Source organism: Tabrizicola sp. (assembly GCF_016792905.1).
Classification (GTDB): domain Bacteria; phylum Pseudomonadota; class Alphaproteobacteria; order Rhodobacterales; family Rhodobacteraceae; genus Tabrizicola.
The window spans coordinates 1-20,461 of the sequence record NZ_JAEULP010000031.1 but is presented as its reverse complement, the minus strand read 5'-3'; the positions used below and the strand labels follow the sequence as shown (position 1 = coordinate 20,461).

Below are 20,461 nucleotides of genomic sequence, written 5' to 3'. Positions count from 1 at the left end.
GCGGTAATGCGCAAGGCCAATCAGTTGGCCATCGGCGGCTTCGGCCACCAGCCCCTCTTGCGATGCCGCCGGGTCATGCAGCCAGGACCAGACCCGGTCACGCATCTCGGGCGTCTGGGCGACGCGGTAGAATTCGGCATAACCCTGATAGAGCACGTCCCACCCCGCGCGGGCGGCTTGGGCCAGGGGGCGGATGCGGAAGGTCGGATTGGGCATCGGGCACCCTCCTTATGCTTCGCTCAGCGCGACCTTCATGTCGGTGACCAGATAGATCACCTCGCCGTCCGCCTCGACCCGGCCGTTCGCGACGCCCATCGTCAGTCGCCGGGTCTGAATCGCCTTGGTGAAATCGACGTAGTAGGTGAGTTTCTTGCGGTCGGGGCGGACCATGCCGGTCAGCTTCACCTCGCCCACGCCAAGCGCATAGCCGCGGCCCTGCCAGCCGCGCCAGCCGAGGTTGAAGCCGGTCAGTTGCCAGAGGCCGTCAAGCCCAAGGCAGCCCGGCATGATCGGGTTGCCGGGGAAGTGGCATTCGAAGAACCAGAGGTCGGGGGTAATGTCGAATTCGGCGACGACATGGCCCTTGCCGTGTTCGCCCCGGTCTTCCGAGATGTCGGTGATGCGGTCCATCATCAGCATGGGCGGGGCGGGAAGCTGGGCGTTGCCGGGGCCGAAAAGCTCGCCCCGCGAACAGGCCAGAAGTGCTTCCTTGTCGAAGAAGGTCGGATACGACGCCATCCCTTGTGGTCCCCCATTTAGCCCCTCACCCTCCCTAGCATTCGCGGGCGAAGACTGGCAAGTCTGGCGCATCGGGGAGGGGCGGGCATGACGGCGCTTCAGCGGTTCATCACGGCAAGCGGGATGACCAACCTGGCGGACGGGGTGGCGGTGGTGGCCTGGGGCTGGATCGCCTCGCTCTTGACGCGGGATGCGCTGTTGGTGGCACTTGTGCCGGTGGCGCTGCGGTTGCCCTGGGCGCTTCTGGCGCTGCCTGCGGGGTTGGTGACGGACCGGGTCGACCGGCGGCGACTGATCGTCGGGATGGATGCGTTGCGGGGGCTGGCCTTCCTGGGAGCGGCGCTGGCGCTGTGGCTGGCCCTGCCGCTGGGGGTGGCTCCGGCGGAAGGGGTGTCGGCCCCGGGCCTTTACGCCGCGCTGCTGGGGGCGGCCTTCGTGGTCGGGGGCGCCGAGGTGTTTCGCGACAATGCGGCGCAGACCATGCTGCCCGCGCTGGTGCCGCCCGAACGGCTGGAGCGCGCGAACGGGCAGCTCTGGAGTGCGGAGCTGCTGACCAATTCGCTGATCGGTCCGGCGCTGGGCGCGTTCCTGATCGGGCTCTGGCTGCCCTTGGCCTTCGGACTGAACGCGCTGGCTTACGGGCTGGCGATGCTGATCGTGGCGGGGCTCGCCGGGCAGTTCCGGGCGGTGCGGCCCGACCGGAGGGGCTGGAAGGCGGAACTGGGCGAGGGGCTGTCGTTCCTGCGCGGCGTGGCGCTGCTGAAGACACTGGCCTGGACGACCGGGTTCTGGAACCTGTTCCACCAGATGATCGTGATCGGTGTCGTGCTGCACGCTCAGGAAAACCTTGGCCTGTCGGCGCAGGCCTACGGGCTGACGCTGGCCGGGGGCGCGGTGGGCGGCATCGCGGGCAGCCTGATGGGCGAACGGATCGTGCGGGCGCTGGGGCCGGTTCGGACGATGCAATGGATGCTGGCGGCCTCGGGGCCCTGTTTCCTGGCCATGGCGCTGGCGCCAGGGGCCTGGACGCTCGGTCTCTGCTTCGCGGCGATGGAGTTCTCGGGCTTTGTCTGGAACGTCGTCTCGGTCAGCACAAGGCAGCGGCTGATCCCGGACGCGCTTCTTGGCCGGGTGAACTCGATCTACCGGCTGCTGGCCTGGGGGATGATGCCGCTGGGGCTGGTCCTGTCGGGGCTGGTGGTGTCGCTGGGCGAGACGGTGCTGCCACGCGGGGCGGCGCTGGTGCTGCCGTTCTGGGCGGCCGCGATCGGTTCTTTCGTCGTCACGGGGCTGGTCTGGGGCGGGATTCGGCGCGGATTTGCCGCGATTTTGCGCTGATGCGCACGATTTCGCATTGAAACAGTCGGGTTTGCGGCCCTATATCGAGGGCAGGCAACGTCAGGGGCTAGGCATTTGACCGGCACGGAGCGCAGCGCGGAGTGGTTGAAGACGGGGGGGCTGCGTCCCACTCGGCAACGGCTTGCGCTGGCCGAGCTTCTGGTTGGCGACGGGATGAACCGTCATGTGACGGCGGAAAGCCTGTATGCACTGTCCTCCGGTGCGGGCGAAAGGGTGAGCCTCGCCACGGTCTACAACACGTTGCGTGCCTTCTGCGATGCCGGTCTGATGAACGAAGTGGTGGTCGACGGATCGAAATCCTACTTCGACACCCGCACCGACGATCATCCGCATTTCTACTGGGAAGACAGCCACACGCTGACCGACGCCCCGGCGGAAGAGCTGGAGATCGCCTCCCTGCCGCAGGTGCCTGTCGGCATGACGCTGTCGCGCGTCGATGTGGTGATCCGTCTGCGCAAGGCCTGACTGTTCAGAACCACTGGCCGGGTTCCATAAGCCCCAAATCCATGAGCTGCTGGCTGTGCCAGTCGAATTTCACCGAATTGGGCCAGCGGAAAGTCGGAATTGCATGGCGCGAACCAGGGTTGGTGCGCAGCGCCTTGGCGGTCCGGAAGGAACAGACCGCCGCCGTCAGGTTGTGATGCCAGCGGCAGGCGTAGGTGTTCATCTCTTCGTCCGACAGGGTGAAGTCGGGCTGGAGTTTCAGACCCGGCTTCGCCCTGAAAAGCGAGATGCGGTCGATCCGGCGGCGGGCATGGGGGACATGCTCCTCGAACCGCCAGCGCAACCCGCCAAAGAAGTCGAGCTGCCGGTCCTTGGGTTGCCAGTCGCGCGCGGGGTCCGCGCGGGTCAGCGCGTAATAGCCCTGGCGGTCCAGCCAGGCATCGTCCAGCGCCACGCCATCGGGGTTCCGGTCCAGATCGCCCGCGTAGAGATCGACGACATAGGTCAGCATCGCCTCGCGACGTTCCTCGGCGTGGAAGGCCAGAAGCTCACGGACGCGGCGGCTTTCGCGGAAGGGGAAGTACAGGAATTCGGCATTGTGGCAGTAGTGCAGCCAGGTGCCGGGAAGCCGGGCGATCAGCGCGTTGACGGCGGCGACCAGCGCGCCTTCGGCGAACACGTCATGCGTCACGACATGGACGCGGCTCTCCAGCTCTTCGGCGATGGTCACGGCTTCGGGGGCCAGAAGCACCACGTCGCGGAAGCCGCAGGCCTGCTGGTGGGCCAGGGTTTCGTTCAGGGCAACGTCATCCTCGGCCAGCACCAGAGACAGCGGGCCACGCCCCAGATCGGCGCGCTTTCGGTCGAGAAGGTCGGCGAGGCTGGGGTAACGCATCATGGGTCCGGATGGGGTCGCGCGGCAGAATCTGCGATCCGGGCGCGCGATGCAAGGTGTCGCGAAGCGGGCGGGATCGGTCGGCGCTGGCGGGCCGGGGGCGCTGCGGCGGCGAAAGACTGCTCCGGTGACGGGGGAGGATGCGATGGGCGAGGTCGAGACCGGCGGGTGTCTGTGTGGCAGGGTGCGGTTCACCACGACCGGGCCGCTGCGTGAGGTGGTCTTCTGCCATTGCTCGCAATGTCGCAGGCAGTCGGGGCTCTATTTCGCGGCCACGAGTGTGGCCGCCGACGCGCTGATCCTGGTGGGCGCCGAGTACATCACCTGGTTCGCCGCTTCGGAGTTCGCGAAGCGCGGCTTCTGCACCTGTTGCGGTACAATCCTGTTCTGGAAACCGAATGCCGAGCCGCGCTATGCCGTGCTTGCCGGGGCTTTCGACCGGCCGGAATGCCTGCATCCGGGCTACCATATCTGCACCGAGCGGCGACCGGACTTCTACCGGATCAGCGATGGACTGCCCCAGTATCCGGGTGACGGGCCGGGGGTAGTGACGGCGGCGGGCTGAACGCGGCGTTGCCGCTCGGGGCCGATGGGTGTAAACGCCCGGGTCATCCCCAAGGGCCGATCCGCATGAGCGATGTGAAGAAACTGTTCGTCAAGACCTACGGCTGCCAGATGAACGTGTACGACAGCGAGCGCATGGCCGAGGCGCTGGGCGCGAAGGGCTATGTCACGACCGATGTGGTGGAAGAGGCCGACATGGTGCTTCTCAACACCTGCCACATCCGGGAAAAGGCGTCGGAGAAACTGTATTCCGACCTCGGCCGGTTGCGGGCGCTGAAGGCGGAGCGGCCGGGCATGAAGGTGGGCGTCGCGGGTTGCGTGGCGCAGGCGGAGGGCGAGGAGATCCTGCGCCGGTCATCGGTCGTGGATCTGGTGGTCGGCCCGCAGGCCTATCACCGGCTGCCCGCGATGGTCGAGGCCGGGGGGCGGCAGGTCGACACCGATTTCCCGGTCGAGGACAAGTTCACGCTTCTGCCGGAACGCAAGGCGCTGCGCGGGCCGACGGCCTTTCTGACCGTGCAGGAAGGCTGCGACAAGTTCTGCGCCTTCTGCGTCGTGCCCTATACGCGGGGGGCCGAGGTCAGCCGCCCGGTTTCCCGACTGCTGGACGAGGCTCGGGGGCTGGTGGCGCAGGGCGTGCGCGAGATCACGCTTCTGGGCCAGAACGTCAATGCCTATCACGGCGAGGGGCCGGGGGGCAGCTGGGGTCTGGCGCGGCTGGTGCGGGAACTGGCGCAGATCGACGGGCTGGCGCGCCTGCGCTACACGACCAGCCACCCGAACGACATGGATGACGACCTGATCGCCGCCCATGGCGATCTGCCGCAGCTGATGCCCTATCTGCACCTGCCCGTGCAGTCGGGCTCGGACCGCATCCTGAAGGCGATGAACCGCAAGCACACCGCCGGGGAATACCTGCGGCTGGTCGGGCACATCCGGGCGGCGCGGCCGGACATCCTTCTGTCCTCGGATTTCATCGTCGGCTTCCCGGGCGAGACGGAAGCCGATTTCCAGGCGACGATGGACTTGATCCGCGCGGTCGGCTTCGGGGCGGCCTTCAGCTTCAAATACTCTGCCCGCCCGGGAACACCTGCGGCCGAGAAGGCGCCCGTCCCCGCCGACGTGGCGGATGCGAGGCTGCAAGAGTTGCAGGCGCTGATCACCGCGCAGCAACACACGGCGCAGGAGGCGATGGTCGGGCGCGAGGTGCAGGTGCTGTACGAAAAGCCCGGCCGCAAGTCCGGACAGATGGTCGGCAAGTCCGATCACCTGCATGCGGTGCATGTCCAGCACCCCGAGGGACGAGTCGGACAACTTGTGCGGGTGCGCATCACTGCCTCTGCACCCAACTCGCTGGCGGCCGAGCCGATTGCCCTTGCCGGATGATCCCCGGAACCTGTTGCACAAAGGCCCGGAATCGATTCATTCGTCAGAATGCAGGGCAAAAACCCCTTTGCGGCGGTCAAATTCCTTCTCGTCGCCGCGATTGATCTGCTTTATTGGCCCGAACATCCGCGCTGACTCGGCCGGGTTACGATAACAGAGTGAGGGACATTGATGGATCTGGGGGGCATGCTTCGCCAGGCGTTTGCCGTGGCCGTGGCGAGCGGAAGTCTGATCCTCGCGCCGGTCGCGAAGGCCCAGGACGGGGAGCCGGCTGTGTCGGGCAAGATCGAATGGGGCCTGTGGATCGATGCGGACGGCTGCCAGCACTGGTGGGCAGACGGTGGTACCGAAGGCTACATGGTGCCGCGCCGCGACCCGAAGACCGGCAAGCCCGTCTGCCTGAAACAGACCAGCTGCCTGACCGAAAGCACCGATACCTACTTTGCCACGGCAAGCGCGACGCTGACGGCGGCGGGCCGGTCGAAGCTGGAGGACTATTTCCGTCAGGCCGGGGCATTCTCGTATGCCATCGCGGGCCACACCGACAGCCGCGGGTCGGATGCCTATAACCAGGGCCTTTCCGACGCGCGGGCCGCGGCGGTGGCTGATGTGGCGCGCTCGGTCGGTGCGGTGGTGGACAGCGTGACCGGCTACGGCGAAAGCCAGCCCGTCGCGTCGAACGGCACGGCCAACGGCATGGCGAAGAACCGCCGTGTCGAAGTTCTCTGCAAGAAAGGCTGACCGGGATGATGCTTGCAGACAAGATGGACAGGGTTCGGATGGGTACCGGCGCGCGTCTCACGCGCCTCGGGCTCCTGCTGCTGGTCGCGACCGGCGTCTCCGGCTGCGGCCGGTCGTTCTATGAGGTTTTCGAGGGCACGCAACGCTATTCCGGGCCGGATTCGGTGATCGCGACGGCGGAAGACTACGGCGAGGACGATGCGGCGCTGGTCGATGGCCAGGCGGCGATTGCCTATGATCCGGATGGCTGCCAGGTCTGGATCATCGATGATGGCGTGGAAGGCTATTCCTCGCCCCGGTTCGACCCGAAAACCGGCCTGCCGGTTTGCGACGGCAAGTATCCGCCCGGCACGGTGCTTGGGCCCTATGAGACCGACAGTGCGCCCGGACCGGACCGCGTCTCGGGTCCGGCAAGAAACAAGCCGAAGACCTAAGCCCAATGAGACGATGGCGGGCCCCGGTGTTTCCGGGGCCTTTTCTTTTCTGGGGCCGGGAACTGACATGAAAATGGCATGTTTCCATACAACAGTTTGTGGAGGCGTCTGGTTTTCCTTGCCAGATGACGTATCCGGCTGCACACTTTCGCTGTGGCCCTTATAGAAGGAGCGCCCATTGGGCATCAGCGCGCTGACCCCCCCGTCCGCCGAGGATATCGTGGAAACTGTCCTCGAATTTCCCGACAACCGATTGCTGATCGATCTGTGCGGTGAATTCGACCGCAACCTTGCCCAGATTGAACACCAGATGGGTGTGCACATCCTGCGGCGCGGAAACCGCCTGGCGGTGATCGGCGACAAGGCAGCGCGGGAGCAGGCGGCGGCGGTCTTGCGGTCCCTTTATGCCCGGCTGGAGTCCGGTCGCAATGTGGCGGCGGGCGACATCGACGGTGCGATGCGGATGGGTCGGCCCGTTTCTGCTCGAAGTGGGGGCGACGCGGAAAGCGCCGAACAGATCGAGCTGTTCTCGACCGGGATGGAACTGCGCACCCGGAAGAAGCCGATAGAACCCAGGACCGAGGCGCAGAAGGCCTATGTCGCGAACCTCTTCCAGAATGAACTCGGCTTCGGCATCGGCCCGGCGGGAACGGGGAAGACCTATCTGGCCGTGGCCGTGGGCGTGACGATGTTCATCAGCGGCGCGGTGGAGAAGATCATCCTGTCGCGTCCGGCGGTGGAGGCGGGCGAACGGTTGGGCTTCCTGCCCGGGGACGCCAAGGAAAAGGTCGATCCCTACATGCAGCCGCTGTATGACGCGCTGAACGACTTCCTGCCCGCCAAGCAGGTGGAAAAGCTGATGCAGGAAAAGCGCATCGAGATCGCGCCGCTGGCCTTTATGCGGGGCCGGACGCTGTCGAACGCCTTCATCGTGCTGGACGAGGCCCAGAACGCCACGACCATGCAGATGAAGATGTTCCTGACCCGGTTGGGCGAGGGCAGCCGGATGGTGATCACGGGAGACCGGACCCAGGTCGACCTGCCGCGTGGTACCGCGTCGGGGTTGGCCGATGCCGAGCGGATCCTGAAGGGGGTGCGGGGCGTCACGTTCAACTACTTCACCTCGAAGGACGTGGTGCGCCACCCGCTGGTCGGCCGGATCATCGAGGCTTACGAGGCCGACGAAGCCAAGGGGTGAGGGGCGGCTTTCCGGCGGAGCGCTGGCGCGCAAGGCTCTTGTCTCGTCGTCGGGCTTCGCCTCCTCCTCGGGCGATGGGGGTTTCACCCCCAAACCCCCAGGATATTTGCACCAGTATGAAAGAGTGGGCGCTTGTTCTGCGCGGGTCCTGGCGTTAAGGGCCGGGCATGGATCTGGTCGAGACAGTGATCGAGGATGCGCGGTGGGAGGCCTTCGGGCTGGCCGGGCTTGCCGAACGCGCAGGGCGAGCGGTGCTGGCGGCGCTGGACCTGCCGGTGGAGGGCTTCGCGATCAGCCTGATGGGCTGTGATGACGCCCGGATCGCGGTCCTGAATGCCGATTTCCGGGGAAAACCTGTTCCGACCAACGTGCTGAGCTGGCCGTCGGAGGAGCGCGGGGCGGAGTTCGTCGGCGAAGCGCCGGAGCGGCCGCAGCCGGGGGCGCTGGACGATCCCGAACCCCTGGGCGACATCGCGATCGCCTGGGAGACCTGCGCGCGCGAGGCGGCCGACCAGGGCAAGCCGATGGCGAAACATGTCACCCACCTGATCGTGCATGGCGTCCTGCATCTTCTGGGCTATGACCATGTCGAGGAGGAAGATGCCGCTCTTATGGAGGGGCTGGAGGTGCGGATACTTGCCAGCCTCGGGGTTTCTGACCCATATTAGGGGCCGTACCCGCCGGACGGGTCGTTTCTGGACAAAGGACCAATGGGCAGTAGCACCGACGGGTCTCCCGCAGCGCAAGGCGCGCCGCTTGAGACCGATGACCCCGCCTCTGAAGGCCAGCGCGGCTTTTTCGGCAGGCTCCTTTCCGCCTTCAGCCCTGCGTCCGACGCGGCCACTCCCGAGGCCGCGTCCGGCACATCCGCCGCGCCCCAGGGCCTGCACGCTCTGCGCCGCATGCGGGTGGACGACGTGGCGATCCCCAAGGCCGAGATCGTGGCCGTGCCGCTCGACATCGGCAAGGATGAGCTGGTCGAGGTGTTTCGCCAGCACGGCTTCAGCCGGGTGCCGGTCTACAAGGGTACGCTCGACCATCCGCAGGGCTTGGTGCTGCTGAAGGACCTTGCCTTGCAGCACGGGTTCGGGGCGACGGGGCGGTTCAGCCTGAAGCGGCTTCTGCGCCCGATCCTCTACGCGCCGCCGTCTATGCCGACCGGCGTCCTTTTGCAGAAGATGCAGAAGGACCGCGTCCACATGGCGCTGGTGATCGACGAATACGGCGGGGTCGACGGCCTTGTCACCATCGAGGACCTGATCGAGACGGTGATCGGCGAGATCGAGGACGAGCATGACGAGGCCGAGGGCGCGCTGTGGAAGGAAGAAAAGCCCGGCGTGATCCTGGCGCAGTCCACCGCGCCCTTGGAAGAGATCGAGGCGGCGCTTGGCATCCCCTTGCGGGCGGGCGAGGAGGACGAGGAGATCGACACGCTCGGCGGGCTGGTCTTCCTGCGCTCGGGCCGGGTGCCTGCGCGGGGCGAGGTGATCGGCCACGAAAGCGGCGTGCAGTTCGAGATCGTCGATGCCGATCCGCGCCGGATCAAGCGGCTGCGGGTCCGGGCGCCCGTCCCGGGTGCTGCGTGACGCATGGCTGAGGGCTGGCTGACCGGCTGGCGCCGCGCGGCGCTGGCGGCAGGTCTGGGGGCGGTGGCGGCGCTCGGCCAGGCGCCCTGGGGGTTCTGGGGAGCGACGCTGGCCGCCCTGGGCGCGCTGGTCTGGCTTCTGGGCCGGATGCCGGACGGACGCGCGGCCTTCTGGACCGGGCTTCTGGCGGGCGCGGGCTATTTCGCGCTCGCGTTGAGCTGGATCGTCGAACCCTTCCTGATCGACATCGTCCGGCACGGCTGGATGGCGCCCTTCGCCGTGGTGGGCCTGTCCTTTGGCCTTGGCCTGTTCTGGGCGCTGGCGGCGCTGGTCGCGCGACGGTTTCCGCAGCCCGCCCTGGGTTTCGTCGTGGCCTTCGTCGCGCTGGAATGGCTGCGCGGGGTGATCCTGACCGGCTTTCCCTGGGCGATGCTCGGCCACGTCTGGATCGGCACTCCGCTCGACCAGCTGGCGGCCCTGGGCGGGCCGTCGCTGCTGAGCCTTCTCACCCTTCTTGCCGCCGCCCTGCCGGTGATCTGGCGCTGGCGCGGAGCGGTGGGGTCCGCGCTGATCCTGGCGGCGGCGCTGGGCTTCGGCTTCTGGCGTCTGGACCAGCCCCTGCCGGAGCCGCGCCCCGGCACCCTGCGGCTGGTGCAGCCGAACGCCGAGCAGGCCGCGAAATGGGAGGCGGCGCGGGCGCAGGACTTTCTTGACCGGCTTCTGCGGCTGACGGCCGAAGGCGGGCCTGCGGACCTGACGATCTGGCCCGAAACGGCGGTGCCCTACATGCTGGAATACGCGCCCGATGTGGCGGGCATGGTCGCCGCCGTGTCGGGCGGGCGACCGGTCGCGATCGGCATCCAGCGCGAGGAGGGCGACCGCTTCTACAACAGCCTGCGCGTGCTGGAAGGTGAGGGCGAGGAGACCGCCCGCTACGACAAGGCGCATCTGGTGCCCTTCGGCGAATACATCCCGGCGGGCGACCTGGCCTATGACTGGTTCGGCCTGCGCGCCTTTGCGGCCCAGGCGGGCAACAGCTATTCCGCTGGGCCCGGGCCACGGGTGCTTGACCTCGGCCCCTTCGGCAAGGTGCTGCCGCTGATCTGCTACGAGGCGATCTTCGCGCGCGAGGTGAACGCAGCGCCCGAACGGGCCGACTGGATGCTGCAGATCACCAACGACGCCTGGTTCGGCATCCGCACCGGCCCGTTCCAGCATTTCGCCCAAGCCCGCCTGCGGGCCATCGAGCAGGGCCTGCCCCTGATCCGGGTGGCGAATACCGGCGTGACGGCGGTGGTCGATGCGCATGGCCGGGTGGTCGAGGAACTGCCCTTCGGCACGATGGCCGCGCTCGACACCCATATTCCCGGCGCCTTGCCCCCCACGCCCTACAGCCGCTGGGGCGACGGCCCGGTGGCGCTGTTGCTGGCGGGCCTCGCGCTGGCGGTCTTTGGCTGGAGGCGGAAAGCTTCCCATTGACGGGGTCGGCCCACCCGTCTAGTCAGGCGCATCTTTGACCGCCACAACGGCTTCCTGGCGTGGCGGGAATTCACCCAACGGAGCACTTCCCATGAGCCGCCTTGATTACGTCTTCACTTCGGAATCCGTTTCCGAGGGCCACCCCGACAAGGTCTGCGACCGCATCTCGGATGCCGTCCTCGACGCCTTCCTGAAGGAAGAGCCGAACGCCCGCGTCGCCTGCGAAACCTTTGCCACCACCAACCGCGTCGTCGTCGGGGGTGAGGTCGGCCTGTCCTCGAAAGAGGCGACCAAGGCGATGATGGGCCGGATCGACGGCATCGTCCGCGACTGCGTCAGGGACATCGGCTACGAGCAGAAGAAGTTCCACTGGGACAAGATCAAGGTCCACAACTACATCCATGAACAGTCCGCCCATATCGCGCAGGGCGTCGACAAGGATGGCGCGGGCGACCAGGGCATCATGTTCGGCTATGCCACGCTGGAGACGCCTGAATACATGCCGGCCCCGATCCAGTATGCCCATGCGATCCTGCGTCGCCTGGCCGAGGCTCGGAAATCGGGGGCCGAGCCGACCCTTGGGCCGGATGCGAAAAGCCAGCTGACGCTGCGCTATGTGAACGGCAAGCCGGTGGAAGTCACCTCCATCGTTCTGTCCACGCAGCACACGTCGAAGCGGCAGACCTCGAAGGTGATCCGCAAGATCGTCGAGCCCTATATCCGCGAGGTGCTGCCCGAGGGCTGGATCACCCGCAAGACCGAATGGCACGTCAACCCGACGGGGACTTTCGTCATCGGCGGGCCGGACGGTGATGCGGGCCTGACGGGGCGCAAGATCATCGTCGATACCTATGGCGGCGCGGCCCCGCACGGCGGCGGGGCGTTCAGCGGCAAGGACCCGACGAAGGTCGACCGCTCGGCCGCCTATGCCGCGCGCTATCTGGCAAAGAACGTGGTGGCGGCGGGCCTTGCCGAACGCTGCACGCTGCAAGTCAGCTATGCCATTGGCGTGGCCAAGCCGCTGTCGATCTACGTCGATACCCACGGCACCGGCCAGGTCGAGGCCTCGCGGATCGAAAAGGCGGTGGCCGAGGTCATGGACCTGACCCCACGCGGCATCCGCACCCATCTGGACCTGAACCGGCCGGTCTACCAGCGCACCGCCGCCTACGGCCACTTCGGTCGCGCGCCAGACGCCGACGGCGGGTTCTCGTGGGAACGCACCGACCTGGTCGAGGCGCTGAAGAAGGCGGTGTGACCTGCAATACCCAGTCTGTCGAAAACGCGCCGCCGCCTGGCACGGGGGCGGCGCGGTTTGTTCAGGCGGGCGAGGCGTATTTCATCGCGATTTCGCCCGCCCGCTTCTGCGCGGACATGAACTCTGCCGCCGTGAAGGCCTGCACGGTCCTCAGGCCAGAGATCGCGCCCGAAGCGCCTGCGACAACCAATGCAGCCAGCATGTTCTGAAGATTGTCGGATTCCGTGACCATGAGGAAATCCGAGTCTCCGGTCGTGACATAATACGACAGCAGCTTGCCGCCAGCGGCTTCGACCAGCGCCCCAGTGGCTGCCTCGCGGTCTGAGGGTTTGGCAAGCATCCCCTTCATTGCGGCCGCAGTGTAGCTTCCGGTGACTATGTAGCGTGCCATGACAAGTCCTCCCCTGGCACAGCCTTTCGGCCCAATGCCATCAAGGCGCCGTGCCGCGAGCGAGACTAGCACAGTCGAGGTCGCAAGTATTGTGCGGCGCGAATGCGCTCGGTTCGAATGCCTTCAGCTCGATGGCCCGACAGGACCGTTGCGGTAGACCGGGCCGGGGTCCGGGTTTGGGCGACCTGATCCCCGGAAGGACCCCGCCCATGCGCGTCTGGCTCCCCGACCAGGGCATCGCGCCCGGTCGCGGTCGCGGCTGCGCTTGACCATCCTCGACACCGCCCCTAAAGCGCGGCCCATCATGACCGAAAGCCCCCTCCCCGTCCGCCGCAACTTCTATGGCCGCATCCACGGCAAGACCCTGCGCGCCAGCCAGAAGGACTACCTGGCCGAGGATCTGGGTCCCCTGACCCTGCGCGGGGTGACGCGGAAGGACAACCCGGCGCGGGCCGCGCTCGAACTCGGCTTTGCCGCGAACAAGCCCCTCTGGCTGGAAGTTGGCTTCGGGGGCGGTGAACATCTGGTTCACATGGCAGCGCAGAACCCCGGTGTGACGATCATCGGGGCCGAGCCTTTCGTGAACGGCATCGCCATGCTTCTGGGCAAGATCCGGGGGGCGGGGGTGACGAACCTCTGGCTCCATCCCGGCGACGTGCGCGACCTTTTCGACGTCCTGCCCGACGCCTGCCTCACGAAGGTCTTTCTCAACTATCCCGACCCATGGCCCAAGGCCCGCCACCACCGCCGTCGCTTCGTGACGCCGGACTACCTGCTGCCGCTGGCCCGCATCGCCGCACCGGGCGCCGAGTTCCGCGTGGTGACCGACATTCCCGACTATGTCCGCCAGACGCTGGAGGAAGTGCCCCCCGCGGGGTTCCGGTTGGAACGGCAGGCGGGGCCGGGTGCGGCCTGGGACGACTGGCCATCGACGCGCTACGAACAGAAGGCGCTGCGCGAGGGGCGCGAGCCGCACTACCTTACCTTCCGGCGGCTCTAACCCCCGAAAGCGGGCCGTGGACCCCGGCAAGCGGTTGCGCTATCAGGCAACCCGGAATGCAAGGGAGTCCCAGATGTCCGGTCATGGCACAGCGCAACCGATGAAATCCCGCAAGTCGGGGCCCTTGCGGGGCGTGGCGGAAGTGCCGGGCGACAAGTCGATCTCGCACCGCTCCTTGATCTTCGGGGCGATGGCGGTGGGCGAGACGCGGATCACCGGCCTCCTGGAAGGCCAGGACGTGCTGGACACGGCCAAGGCGATGCGGGCCTTCGGCGCGACGGTCACGCGACATGGCGAGGGGGCCTGGACGGTGGGCGGCGTTGGCGTCGGCGGGTTCCAGGAACCGGCGGACGTGATCGACTGCGGCAACTCCGGCACCGGCGTCCGGCTGATCATGGGGACGATGGCGACGACGCCGATCACGGCGACCTTCACCGGGGATGCCAGCCTTCGCAAGCGACCCATGGGGCGGGTGACGGACCCCCTGGCGCTGTTCGGCGCGCGGGCCTACGGGCGGCAGGGCGGGCGCTTGCCCATGACCATCGTGGGCGCCGCGAACCCGGTGCCGGTGCGGTACGCGCTGCCGGTCGCCTCGGCGCAGGTGAAGTCGGCGGTGCTGCTGGCAGGCCTCAACGCGCCGGGCGAGACGGTGGTGATCGAGAAGGAACCCACGCGGGATCATTCGGAGCGAATGCTTCTGGGGTTCGGGGCGAAGCTGTCGGTCGACCGCACGAAGGAAGGCCATGTCATCACCCTGACCGGCCAGCCCGAACTGCGGCCCCAGACGGTTGCGGTGCCGCGCGATCCCTCTAGCGCGGCTTTCCCGGTCTGCGCGGCGCTGATCGTCGAGGGGTCGGACATCCTGGTGCCCGGCGTCAGCCAGAACCTGACCCGGAACGGGCTGTATCTCACTCTGGTCGAGATGGGCGCCTTGATCGAGTTCCAGAACCCCCGCGAGGAGGGGGGCGAGCCGGTGGCCGATCTGCGGGTACGCTTCTCGGGCGACATGAAGGGGATCGAGGTGCCGCCCGAGCGGGCGCCGTCGATGATCGACGAATATCCGGTCCTGTCGGTGGTCGCCGCTTTCTCGTCGGGCAAGACAGTGATGCGGGGCGTGAAGGAGTTGCGGGTCAAGGAGAGCGACCGGATCGACGCGATGGCCCGGGGGCTGGAGGCCTGCGGGGTGCGCATCGAGGAGGACGAGGACACGCTGATCGTCCATGGCATGGGTCCGGGAGGGGTGCCGGGCGGGGCCACCTGCGCGACCCATATCGACCACCGGATCGCGATGTCCTTCCTCGTCTGCGGGCTTGCCTCGAAAGCCCCGGTCGGGGTGGATGATGGCTCGCCGATCCAGACCTCGTTCCCGGTGTTCGAGGGGCTGATGCGGGCCCTTGGCGCCGAGATCGAGCGGGGCTGACCGCCAGACTTCCGGCGAGTGTCCACAGTGGACAGTTGCACCAAATCCAATGATTCCAGATGATTGGCTTTGGGCGTTAGGGATTTGGCAAGCTTTGCACCCCCGGGCCGACAGGGAGTATCGGCCCGGGCGGCAGGGCGTCAGAAGACGTCCAGCAGATAGAGGATGATGATGATGGGGATCGGGATGCCGATCACCCAGGCGAGAACGCCTTTCATGGCAGGTCTCCTTGCAGGGTTGCTTGCCGGATCAACGCGGCTGCCCGTGGGCGGTTCCCTGCGGAGGAGACGGCGCCGCCAGGGTGAAGCGCACTAGACCCTGCCCATCAGGACCAGGATCAGCAGGATGACGACGATCACCCCCACGGCGCCCGAGGGGCCGTAGCCCCAGCCGCTGGAATAACCCCAGTTCGGCAGGGCGCCGATGAGGATGAGGATCAGGATGACAAGAAGGATGGTGCCGAGGGACATGGGTTGTGCCTTTCGCAAGAGGGGCCAGGGCGGCTCCGATGCACGAAAACGCAAGGTGGGGGCGCAAGGTTCCGGCGCAGCGGGCGAAGCAGCATCACCGGCGCGCGAACCGGACGGCGCGCAGGGCAAGAATATCCGACCGTCCCCCGTCAGGCGGTCGGAGGAGCGGCGTCGCCGCCCCCTGTCGCCGGCAAATCGCCCGCCGCGGATTTCTCGACCGCCGCGCGGGCTGACTGGGCCTCGTCGAAGGCAATTTCGACGGTCAGCAACTCTTCATCCCTGACCCTGCGCCAGTTGCGCATGACCAGCTCGTTGCCGACAATAATGGCTGCCAGCGCCAGGGTTGCGATGATCCTTGTCCGGTCCCCGGTCAGGCCGATGCCGGCAAGCTGCGCGGGGAAGGAGGCGGGCAGTTGCGTGAGCGCGAGTACGAGCACGGTCGCCGACATCATCACCGCGATGCGGAGCAGTTGCGGGCGATCAAGCCAGTAGTGTCGCGCCGCAGCCTGCCGTCCGGCATGAAGCGCACAGCGCGGGTCGTCTTCGGGAAGATCGCAGCGAAACTCGGCGAAGATGCGGCGAAGATTGTCGCGCAGGATCTCGTTCCCGAAGATGTCCTGGCAGGACAGCGCAACCATGATCAGTGCAAAGAGCGTCGGATGGTGCAGAAGTGCTGCCAGGAGCATGAAGACAGTGACGATGCCGACCGCCAATACATGGATGAACCGCTTGTTCGTCACCTTGTCCCAGTTGGCGGGCGACTGACCTTCGGGGTAGAGGCCGTCCAGGATGTCCATTTCGGCATTGGTATGGGTCCGGTAGCTCCAGAACCAGAAATACAGTGCCAGCGCCAGGATGATGCCCGGCCATTCGCGCCGGAGGAACGGAAGCGTCGCGTCGAGGATCTTCCGCAGGGAGCCGGTGATGTCCGACAGGTCGAATGCCTCGGTGACGACCAGATTGTATCCAAGCGCCCACTGCGCGATCAGCGTGAACAGCCCGGTCGAAATCAGCCAGTCGGACAGGTTCGACGCGCGACGAAGCCGGTTGACGACGCGCTTGTCGCGAGGGTCCAGCTTGGGCGTCTTCATCCGCAGGGTCCGTTGCCACCATTTCCGCCAAGGAACGTCGCGATTCTCTCCATCAGCTCCGGATCCGATTGAAGCACCAGATGGCCCTGTCCGGGAAGGATGCAAATTGTCGAATGCAGCCGACTGGCCAGGCGCCGCGCGGTGGGCAGCGGGAAGACCGGGTCCAGGTCTCCGTGGTAGAACCGGATTTCCGCCCGGCTCGACAGCGCCGCGTCCGAAGGGGACCAGAACAGCAGGCTGCCGGATTGCGCCTTGCCGACGCCGCCACCGGGGGCCACGACCCGGCCCTTGAGAATGTCCTCCAGCCGTTCGGCCTGTTCCCGCTTTGCCGCCGACCGCCGCCAGCCTTTCCCGAGGTAGAGCGTCTTGTAGTAGTCCTCCCAGATCCGCTGCCGGTCCAGGCTGCCGATCCTGATGGCAATCCCCGCAACGTCCAGCCCGCCCCGGATCGCGGCAAGGACGGCGCCGGGGAAGGGCGTGGCGCTTGATATGGCCGCGACCTTGACCCGCTCGCTGTGCTCGATGCGCCCGGCCGCCTCGATGGCGATGGCCGCGCCGGTCGAATAGCCGATGAGCTGGATCTCGGCGTCCGGGTAGCGGTTCGCAAGGTCCGCCACCCAGCCTGCCGAACGGTCGAGATCAAGCGGCGGCAAGACCGGCTCGCCCTGCATTCCGGGCAGGCGGTATTCGACAACCAGGTGGTCCGGCGTGACCCAATCCTGGGCCGGGCGGAAGATGTCGGCGGTGGTCAGCGCGCCCGGCAGAAGGACGGTGATCGTCTCGGGGCGGGCCGAGCGGCCAGCCTCCACCTGGTAGAGCGGCGGCGAAGCTGGCGCATCGGGCTTGCCGCAGGAGGACAGCAGCACCGCGATCAGCGCCGGGGCGGCCCAGCCTGACCTCATCGCTTGGGCCGCATCCTGGTCATCCGCTCCGGCTTTCAGAAAGGCCAGCGGTCTTCGGCAAAGGCCGTGATCGCCGCGGTGATCCGGGCGAAGCTTTCGGTGACGCGGGGCACGGAATGCCGCCCGCGCAGGTAGCCGTGGACGAGGCCCTTCTCGATGACCGAATGGGCGCGGCCCCCGGCTTCGGTGATCTTCGCGGCGTAGGCCGGGGCGTCGTCGGCCAGGGGGTCGCATTCGGCGGCGATTGCAAGGGTCGGGGGGAGGCCGGTGAAATCGGTGTCCTGGAGCGGGCTGACGGTCGGGTCTGCGTCCGGCGGGGTGTGGCCGTGGCGGATGTCCCTGTAGAACAGCAGGTCGTCGCGGGTCAGCATCGGGGCATGGGCGTGGGTGAGGGCGCTGCCCCGGTCCAGCTCGCCGCCGAGGCCGGGATAGATCAGGACCTGGCCCTTGATCTGTCGGGTTTCGTGGCGGAGGGCATGGCAGGTGGCGGCGGCGAGGTTTCCCCCTGCGCTGTCGCCGACAAGGATCAGCGGGCCTTGCGCGGCCAGGGCGCGGGCCACGGCGCAGGCGTCGTCGAAGGCGGCGGGGTGGAGGTGTTCCGGGGAAAGCCGGTAGTCGGCAGAGACGACAGTCAGGCCGGTGGCGCCTCTTATGTCGGCGCAGATGCCGTCGTGGGAGTGGAGGCCGCCGACCACGAAGCCGCCGCCGTGGAGGTAGAGGACGGTCGGCTGCACGCCGGGATAGACCCGGCAGGGGACGCCGGCGATGGGTTGGTCGTGGGAGGTCACTCCGGGCGGGTAGGGGCTGTCGAAGGCCGCGCACATCCGGTCGTAGATCGCCCGCTGCTCGGCGATGGAGAGGGTCGCGGTGTTCTCGGGGTAGGAGGCGTTGGTCTTCCGGATGAAGGCCCAGGTGGGGGCGTCGATGAGGGTCTGGTAGTCGGTCATGGGGGGCCTCCGGTTCGCAGGGGAGTGTAGGGGCGGGGAAGGGAGGTGTCCACGGTGGACAGGATTTCGGGGTCAAGGAAATCAAGGAGTTGGGCGTGGGCGTTAGGGGGATGTTAGGGATTGGGGCACTGAGCCAACGTTCTGCTTAAGGCGCAAATAGTCGAACACGCTATCGCGCTGCAATTTACCTAATCTCGCGTAGCCCTACAGATCCACAAGTAGGGTCGATATTGTCCGAGCATCGGACAGGAGAATCTTCGGGGTTTTGTCATTTATCATGTTTTCCGAGTAAGATTTCCCCTTGGTGAAATCATATGTATTGAACTGCCAGTTGCTCAAATTGGTGCCCTTGTAAGCCTGCCGCATGATAAAGCAAGCTACGGCAGCGTACCTTTGAGTTAGCTCGGGTTTCTGCATTGCCCGAGGAAGATAGGCATACTTGACGCTCGCCTTCTCTACGCCGAACAATGGATCAATCGAAATCTCAAAGTTGGCGCCTTCTGGAACATACAGCTTCTGCCTTTTGATGCTCACAAGCGACTTTGAAGAACCAAACTTCTCCTTGAACGCTTCAAACGCGTCCTTATTGTACTTACGCTCTGTATCTTTGACAGGCGCTTCGAGGATCACAGACGGCTCGTCACTCGCCTTATCTTCACAGTAGGCGCGGGTCGCGCGATAGAACGAGTTATAGAAGTCGTAGCCACTCGCCGACTCTAGCTTGCGCTGAATCTCTGCAATTCGGCCGCCCGTATCCATCAGGCAAATCTTAACAAATGTCTGAAGCGAGAAGCGGTCCATAGCGATCCCCATAAATGAAGCGGTAATTTCGCAGAGAAGGACGGGCGAGGTCAACTGAAACATACACTTCCTTCTAGCATTCCTAAAAAAAACGCTTCAAAGTAGGTGTGAAATCCTCTGGCCCGGAATTAAGGGCGTAAGCCCGCCGGGCCGCGCCCTCCCTCCCCCCGGGCGGGCGCTTTGTGGCGGCGGTCACCCGAACTGCGGTGGGAGGGGTTGAACCATAAAGCGCTTCTATCGACCGTTGCAGCGCCCGCCCGAGGGAGGGCGCGGCCCTCTCATTGCGCGGTGTGGGCGTGGGGCTTGGTGGGCATGAATGCACACCCTACGGGTTCGCCCCGGACTTGATCCGGGGCCTCCCTCACGACCCGAGGCCCCGGATCAAGTCCGGGGCGGTGAAAGGAGTCGGGCTGAAGCCCGACCTACGGGGTGGGGAGCCGCAAGAGAGTCGGGGCACGCCCCGACCTACGGGGTCCGCGTTACCGCGCAAACCGCTTGTACTTCACCCGCTTCGGCTCCAGCGCGTCCGGGCCCAGTCTCCGCACCTTGTCGTCCTCGTAGGCCTGGAAGTTGCCCTCGAACCATTCCACATGGGCGTCGCCCTCGAAGGCGAGGATATGGGTGCACAGCCGATCCAGGAAGAAGCGGTCGTGGCTGATGATGATCGCGCAGCCGGCAAAGTCTTCGATGGCGGCCTCAAGCGCCTGCAGCGTTTCCACGTCCAGGTCGTTGGTCGGTTCGTCGAGGAGCAACACGTTGCCACCCGACTTCAACAGCTTGGCCATGTGGACGCGGTTGCGTTCGCCGCCCGACAGCAACCCGACCTTCTTCTGCTGGTCCGTCCCCTTGAAGTTGAAGGCGCCGGTGTAGACGCGGGAGTTCATCTGCATGTCGCCGAGGTGGATGACCTCGGCCCCGCCGGAGATTTCCTCCCAGACGTTCTTGTTGGCATCCAAGGCATCACGCGACTGGTCGACGTAGGCCAGCTTCACCGTCTCGCCCAGCTTGATCGTGCCCTCATCGGGGGGTTCCTGCCCGGTGATCATGCGGAACAGGGTGGATTTGCCCGCGCCGTTCGGGCCGATGACGCCGACGATGGCGCCTGGGGGCACCACGAAGGACAGGTCCTCGATCAGGAGCTTGTCGCCCATGTGCTTTTTCAGGCCCGTGACCTCGATCACCTTGTTGCCGAGGCGTTCGCCGTTCGGGATGATGATCTGCGCGGTGGTGGCGCGTTCGGTGACGGTCTGGCCGGCCATCTCGTTGTAGCGGTTGAGGCGGGCCTTGCCCTTGGCCTGCCGCGCCTTGGCGCCGGAGCGGATCCACTCCAGTTCCTTTTCCAGCGCCTTCTGCTTGG

The 20,461-nt window shown here is 66.4% G+C and carries 22 protein-coding genes, 1 pseudogene and 1 riboswitch; of the genes and pseudogenes, 13 read left to right on the top strand and 10 right to left on the bottom strand.

Annotated features, from left to right (window positions below; translation table 11 throughout):
- Together JNL31_RS06605 and fabA are read right to left on the bottom strand one after the other, a co-directional pair.
- A pseudogene (locus tag JNL31_RS06605) lies at positions 1 to 216 on the bottom strand (GNAT family N-acetyltransferase); the annotation flags it as partial.
- Positions 217 to 228: 12 nt separating this feature from the next.
- Positions 229 to 738, bottom strand: coding sequence for a bifunctional 3-hydroxydecanoyl-ACP dehydratase/trans-2-decenoyl-ACP isomerase (gene fabA / locus JNL31_RS06600; protein ID WP_294971349.1), 510 nt, complete (start codon positions 736 to 738; stop codon positions 229 to 231).
- A gap of 87 nt (positions 739 to 825) precedes the next feature.
- Here fabA and JNL31_RS06595 point away from each other — a divergent pair, with 87 nt between their 5' ends.
- The gene (locus JNL31_RS06595) at positions 826 to 2,076 is read left to right on the top strand and encodes an MFS transporter (RefSeq protein ID WP_294971346.1); all 1,251 of its coding nucleotides are present in this window, start codon (positions 826 to 828) and stop codon (positions 2,074 to 2,076) included.
- A 75-nt stretch (positions 2,077 to 2,151) separates the two neighbouring features.
- The gene (irrA, locus tag JNL31_RS06590; RefSeq protein ID WP_294971343.1) at positions 2,152 to 2,562 is read left to right on the top strand and encodes an iron response transcriptional regulator IrrA; all 411 of its coding nucleotides are present in this window, start codon (positions 2,152 to 2,154) and stop codon (positions 2,560 to 2,562) included.
- Between the two features lie 4 nt (positions 2,563 to 2,566).
- On the opposite strand, the gene JNL31_RS06585 is transcribed toward irrA, so the two are convergent.
- Entirely contained in the window at positions 2,567 to 3,436 is an 870-nt protein-coding gene (locus JNL31_RS06585; RefSeq protein ID WP_294971351.1) for a hypothetical protein, read from the bottom strand.
- A gap of 49 nt (positions 3,437 to 3,485) precedes the next feature.
- On the opposite strand from JNL31_RS06585, the gene JNL31_RS06580 reads away from it, so the two are divergent.
- The 9 genes from JNL31_RS06580 (at position 3,486) to metK (ending at position 12,082) form a co-directional block, all read left to right on the top strand.
- Positions 3,486 to 4,001, top strand: coding sequence for a GFA family protein (locus tag JNL31_RS06580; RefSeq protein WP_294971340.1), 516 nt, complete (start codon positions 3,486 to 3,488; stop codon positions 3,999 to 4,001).
- A gap of 65 nt (positions 4,002 to 4,066) precedes the next feature.
- Positions 4,067 to 5,386, top strand: a complete 1,320-nt coding sequence (gene miaB / locus JNL31_RS06575) for a tRNA (N6-isopentenyl adenosine(37)-C2)-methylthiotransferase MiaB (RefSeq protein ID WP_294971338.1) — start codon at positions 4,067 to 4,069, stop codon at positions 5,384 to 5,386.
- A gap of 186 nt (positions 5,387 to 5,572) precedes the next feature.
- Entirely contained in the window at positions 5,573 to 6,127 is a 555-nt protein-coding gene (locus JNL31_RS06570; protein WP_294971335.1) for an OmpA family protein, read from the top strand.
- A 5-nt stretch (positions 6,128 to 6,132) separates the two neighbouring features.
- Positions 6,133 to 6,561: a hypothetical protein gene (locus tag JNL31_RS06565; RefSeq protein ID WP_294971332.1), complete on the top strand. Its 429-nt coding sequence runs from the start codon at positions 6,133 to 6,135 to the stop codon at positions 6,559 to 6,561.
- Between the two features lie 178 nt (positions 6,562 to 6,739).
- Positions 6,740 to 7,759, top strand: a complete 1,020-nt coding sequence (locus tag JNL31_RS06560) for a PhoH family protein (RefSeq protein ID WP_294971330.1) — start codon at positions 6,740 to 6,742, stop codon at positions 7,757 to 7,759.
- A gap of 167 nt (positions 7,760 to 7,926) precedes the next feature.
- On the top strand, positions 7,927 to 8,427 hold the full coding sequence (ybeY, locus tag JNL31_RS06555; protein ID WP_294971327.1) for an rRNA maturation RNase YbeY: 501 nt from the start codon (positions 7,927 to 7,929) through the stop codon (positions 8,425 to 8,427).
- 42 nt (positions 8,428 to 8,469) lie between these two features.
- On the top strand, positions 8,470 to 9,345 hold the full coding sequence (locus tag JNL31_RS06550; protein WP_294971325.1) for a hemolysin family protein: 876 nt from the start codon (positions 8,470 to 8,472) through the stop codon (positions 9,343 to 9,345).
- 3 nt (positions 9,346 to 9,348) lie between these two features.
- Positions 9,349 to 10,824 (top strand): apolipoprotein N-acyltransferase, encoded by a 1,476-nt coding sequence (gene lnt / locus JNL31_RS06545; protein ID WP_294971322.1) that lies wholly within the window; start codon positions 9,349 to 9,351, stop codon positions 10,822 to 10,824.
- Between the two features lie 35 nt (positions 10,825 to 10,859).
- A riboswitch (SAM-SAH riboswitch) is annotated at positions 10,860 to 10,909 on the top strand.
- Positions 10,910 to 10,915: 6 nt separating this feature from the next.
- Entirely contained in the window at positions 10,916 to 12,082 is a 1,167-nt protein-coding gene (gene metK / locus JNL31_RS06540) for a methionine adenosyltransferase (protein ID WP_294971320.1), read from the top strand.
- Between the two features lie 61 nt (positions 12,083 to 12,143).
- Here the strand turns inward: metK and JNL31_RS06535 are convergent, their stop codons facing one another.
- A complete protein-coding gene (locus JNL31_RS06535) occupies positions 12,144 to 12,473 on the bottom strand; it encodes a GYD domain-containing protein (RefSeq protein ID WP_294971317.1) in 330 nt (109 codons plus the stop codon).
- A 304-nt stretch (positions 12,474 to 12,777) separates the two neighbouring features.
- Between JNL31_RS06535 and JNL31_RS06530 the strand changes: the two genes are divergently transcribed.
- Together JNL31_RS06530 and aroA are read left to right on the top strand one after the other, a co-directional pair.
- Positions 12,778 to 13,473 (top strand): tRNA (guanosine(46)-N(7))-methyltransferase TrmB, encoded by a 696-nt coding sequence (locus JNL31_RS06530; protein WP_294971314.1) that lies wholly within the window; start codon positions 12,778 to 12,780, stop codon positions 13,471 to 13,473.
- A 73-nt stretch (positions 13,474 to 13,546) separates the two neighbouring features.
- Entirely contained in the window at positions 13,547 to 14,893 is a 1,347-nt protein-coding gene (aroA, locus tag JNL31_RS06525; RefSeq protein WP_294971313.1) for a 3-phosphoshikimate 1-carboxyvinyltransferase, read from the top strand.
- A 311-nt stretch (positions 14,894 to 15,204) separates the two neighbouring features.
- On the opposite strand, the gene JNL31_RS06520 is transcribed toward aroA, so the two are convergent.
- From JNL31_RS06520 to JNL31_RS06495, 6 genes are all read right to left on the bottom strand, one after another.
- On the bottom strand, positions 15,205 to 15,363 hold the full coding sequence (locus JNL31_RS06520; RefSeq protein WP_294971310.1) for a DUF3309 family protein: 159 nt from the start codon (positions 15,361 to 15,363) through the stop codon (positions 15,205 to 15,207).
- A gap of 149 nt (positions 15,364 to 15,512) precedes the next feature.
- Positions 15,513 to 16,454, bottom strand: a complete 942-nt coding sequence (locus JNL31_RS06515) for a hypothetical protein (RefSeq protein WP_294971307.1) — start codon at positions 16,452 to 16,454, stop codon at positions 15,513 to 15,515.
- Positions 16,451 to 17,356 (bottom strand): alpha/beta hydrolase, encoded by a 906-nt coding sequence (locus JNL31_RS06510; protein WP_294971304.1) that lies wholly within the window; start codon positions 17,354 to 17,356, stop codon positions 16,451 to 16,453. Before JNL31_RS06510 ends, JNL31_RS06515 begins: the two co-directional genes overlap by 4 nt.
- Positions 17,357 to 17,391: 35 nt before the next feature.
- Entirely contained in the window at positions 17,392 to 18,303 is a 912-nt protein-coding gene (locus JNL31_RS06505; protein ID WP_294971301.1) for an alpha/beta hydrolase, read from the bottom strand.
- 204 nt (positions 18,304 to 18,507) lie between these two features.
- On the bottom strand, positions 18,508 to 19,167 hold the full coding sequence (locus JNL31_RS06500; protein WP_294971299.1) for a hypothetical protein: 660 nt from the start codon (positions 19,165 to 19,167) through the stop codon (positions 18,508 to 18,510).
- Positions 19,168 to 19,583: 416 nt separating this feature from the next.
- The coding region (locus JNL31_RS06495) for an ATP-binding cassette domain-containing protein (protein WP_294971297.1) at positions 19,584 to 20,461 on the bottom strand (878 nt) is incomplete at its 5' end.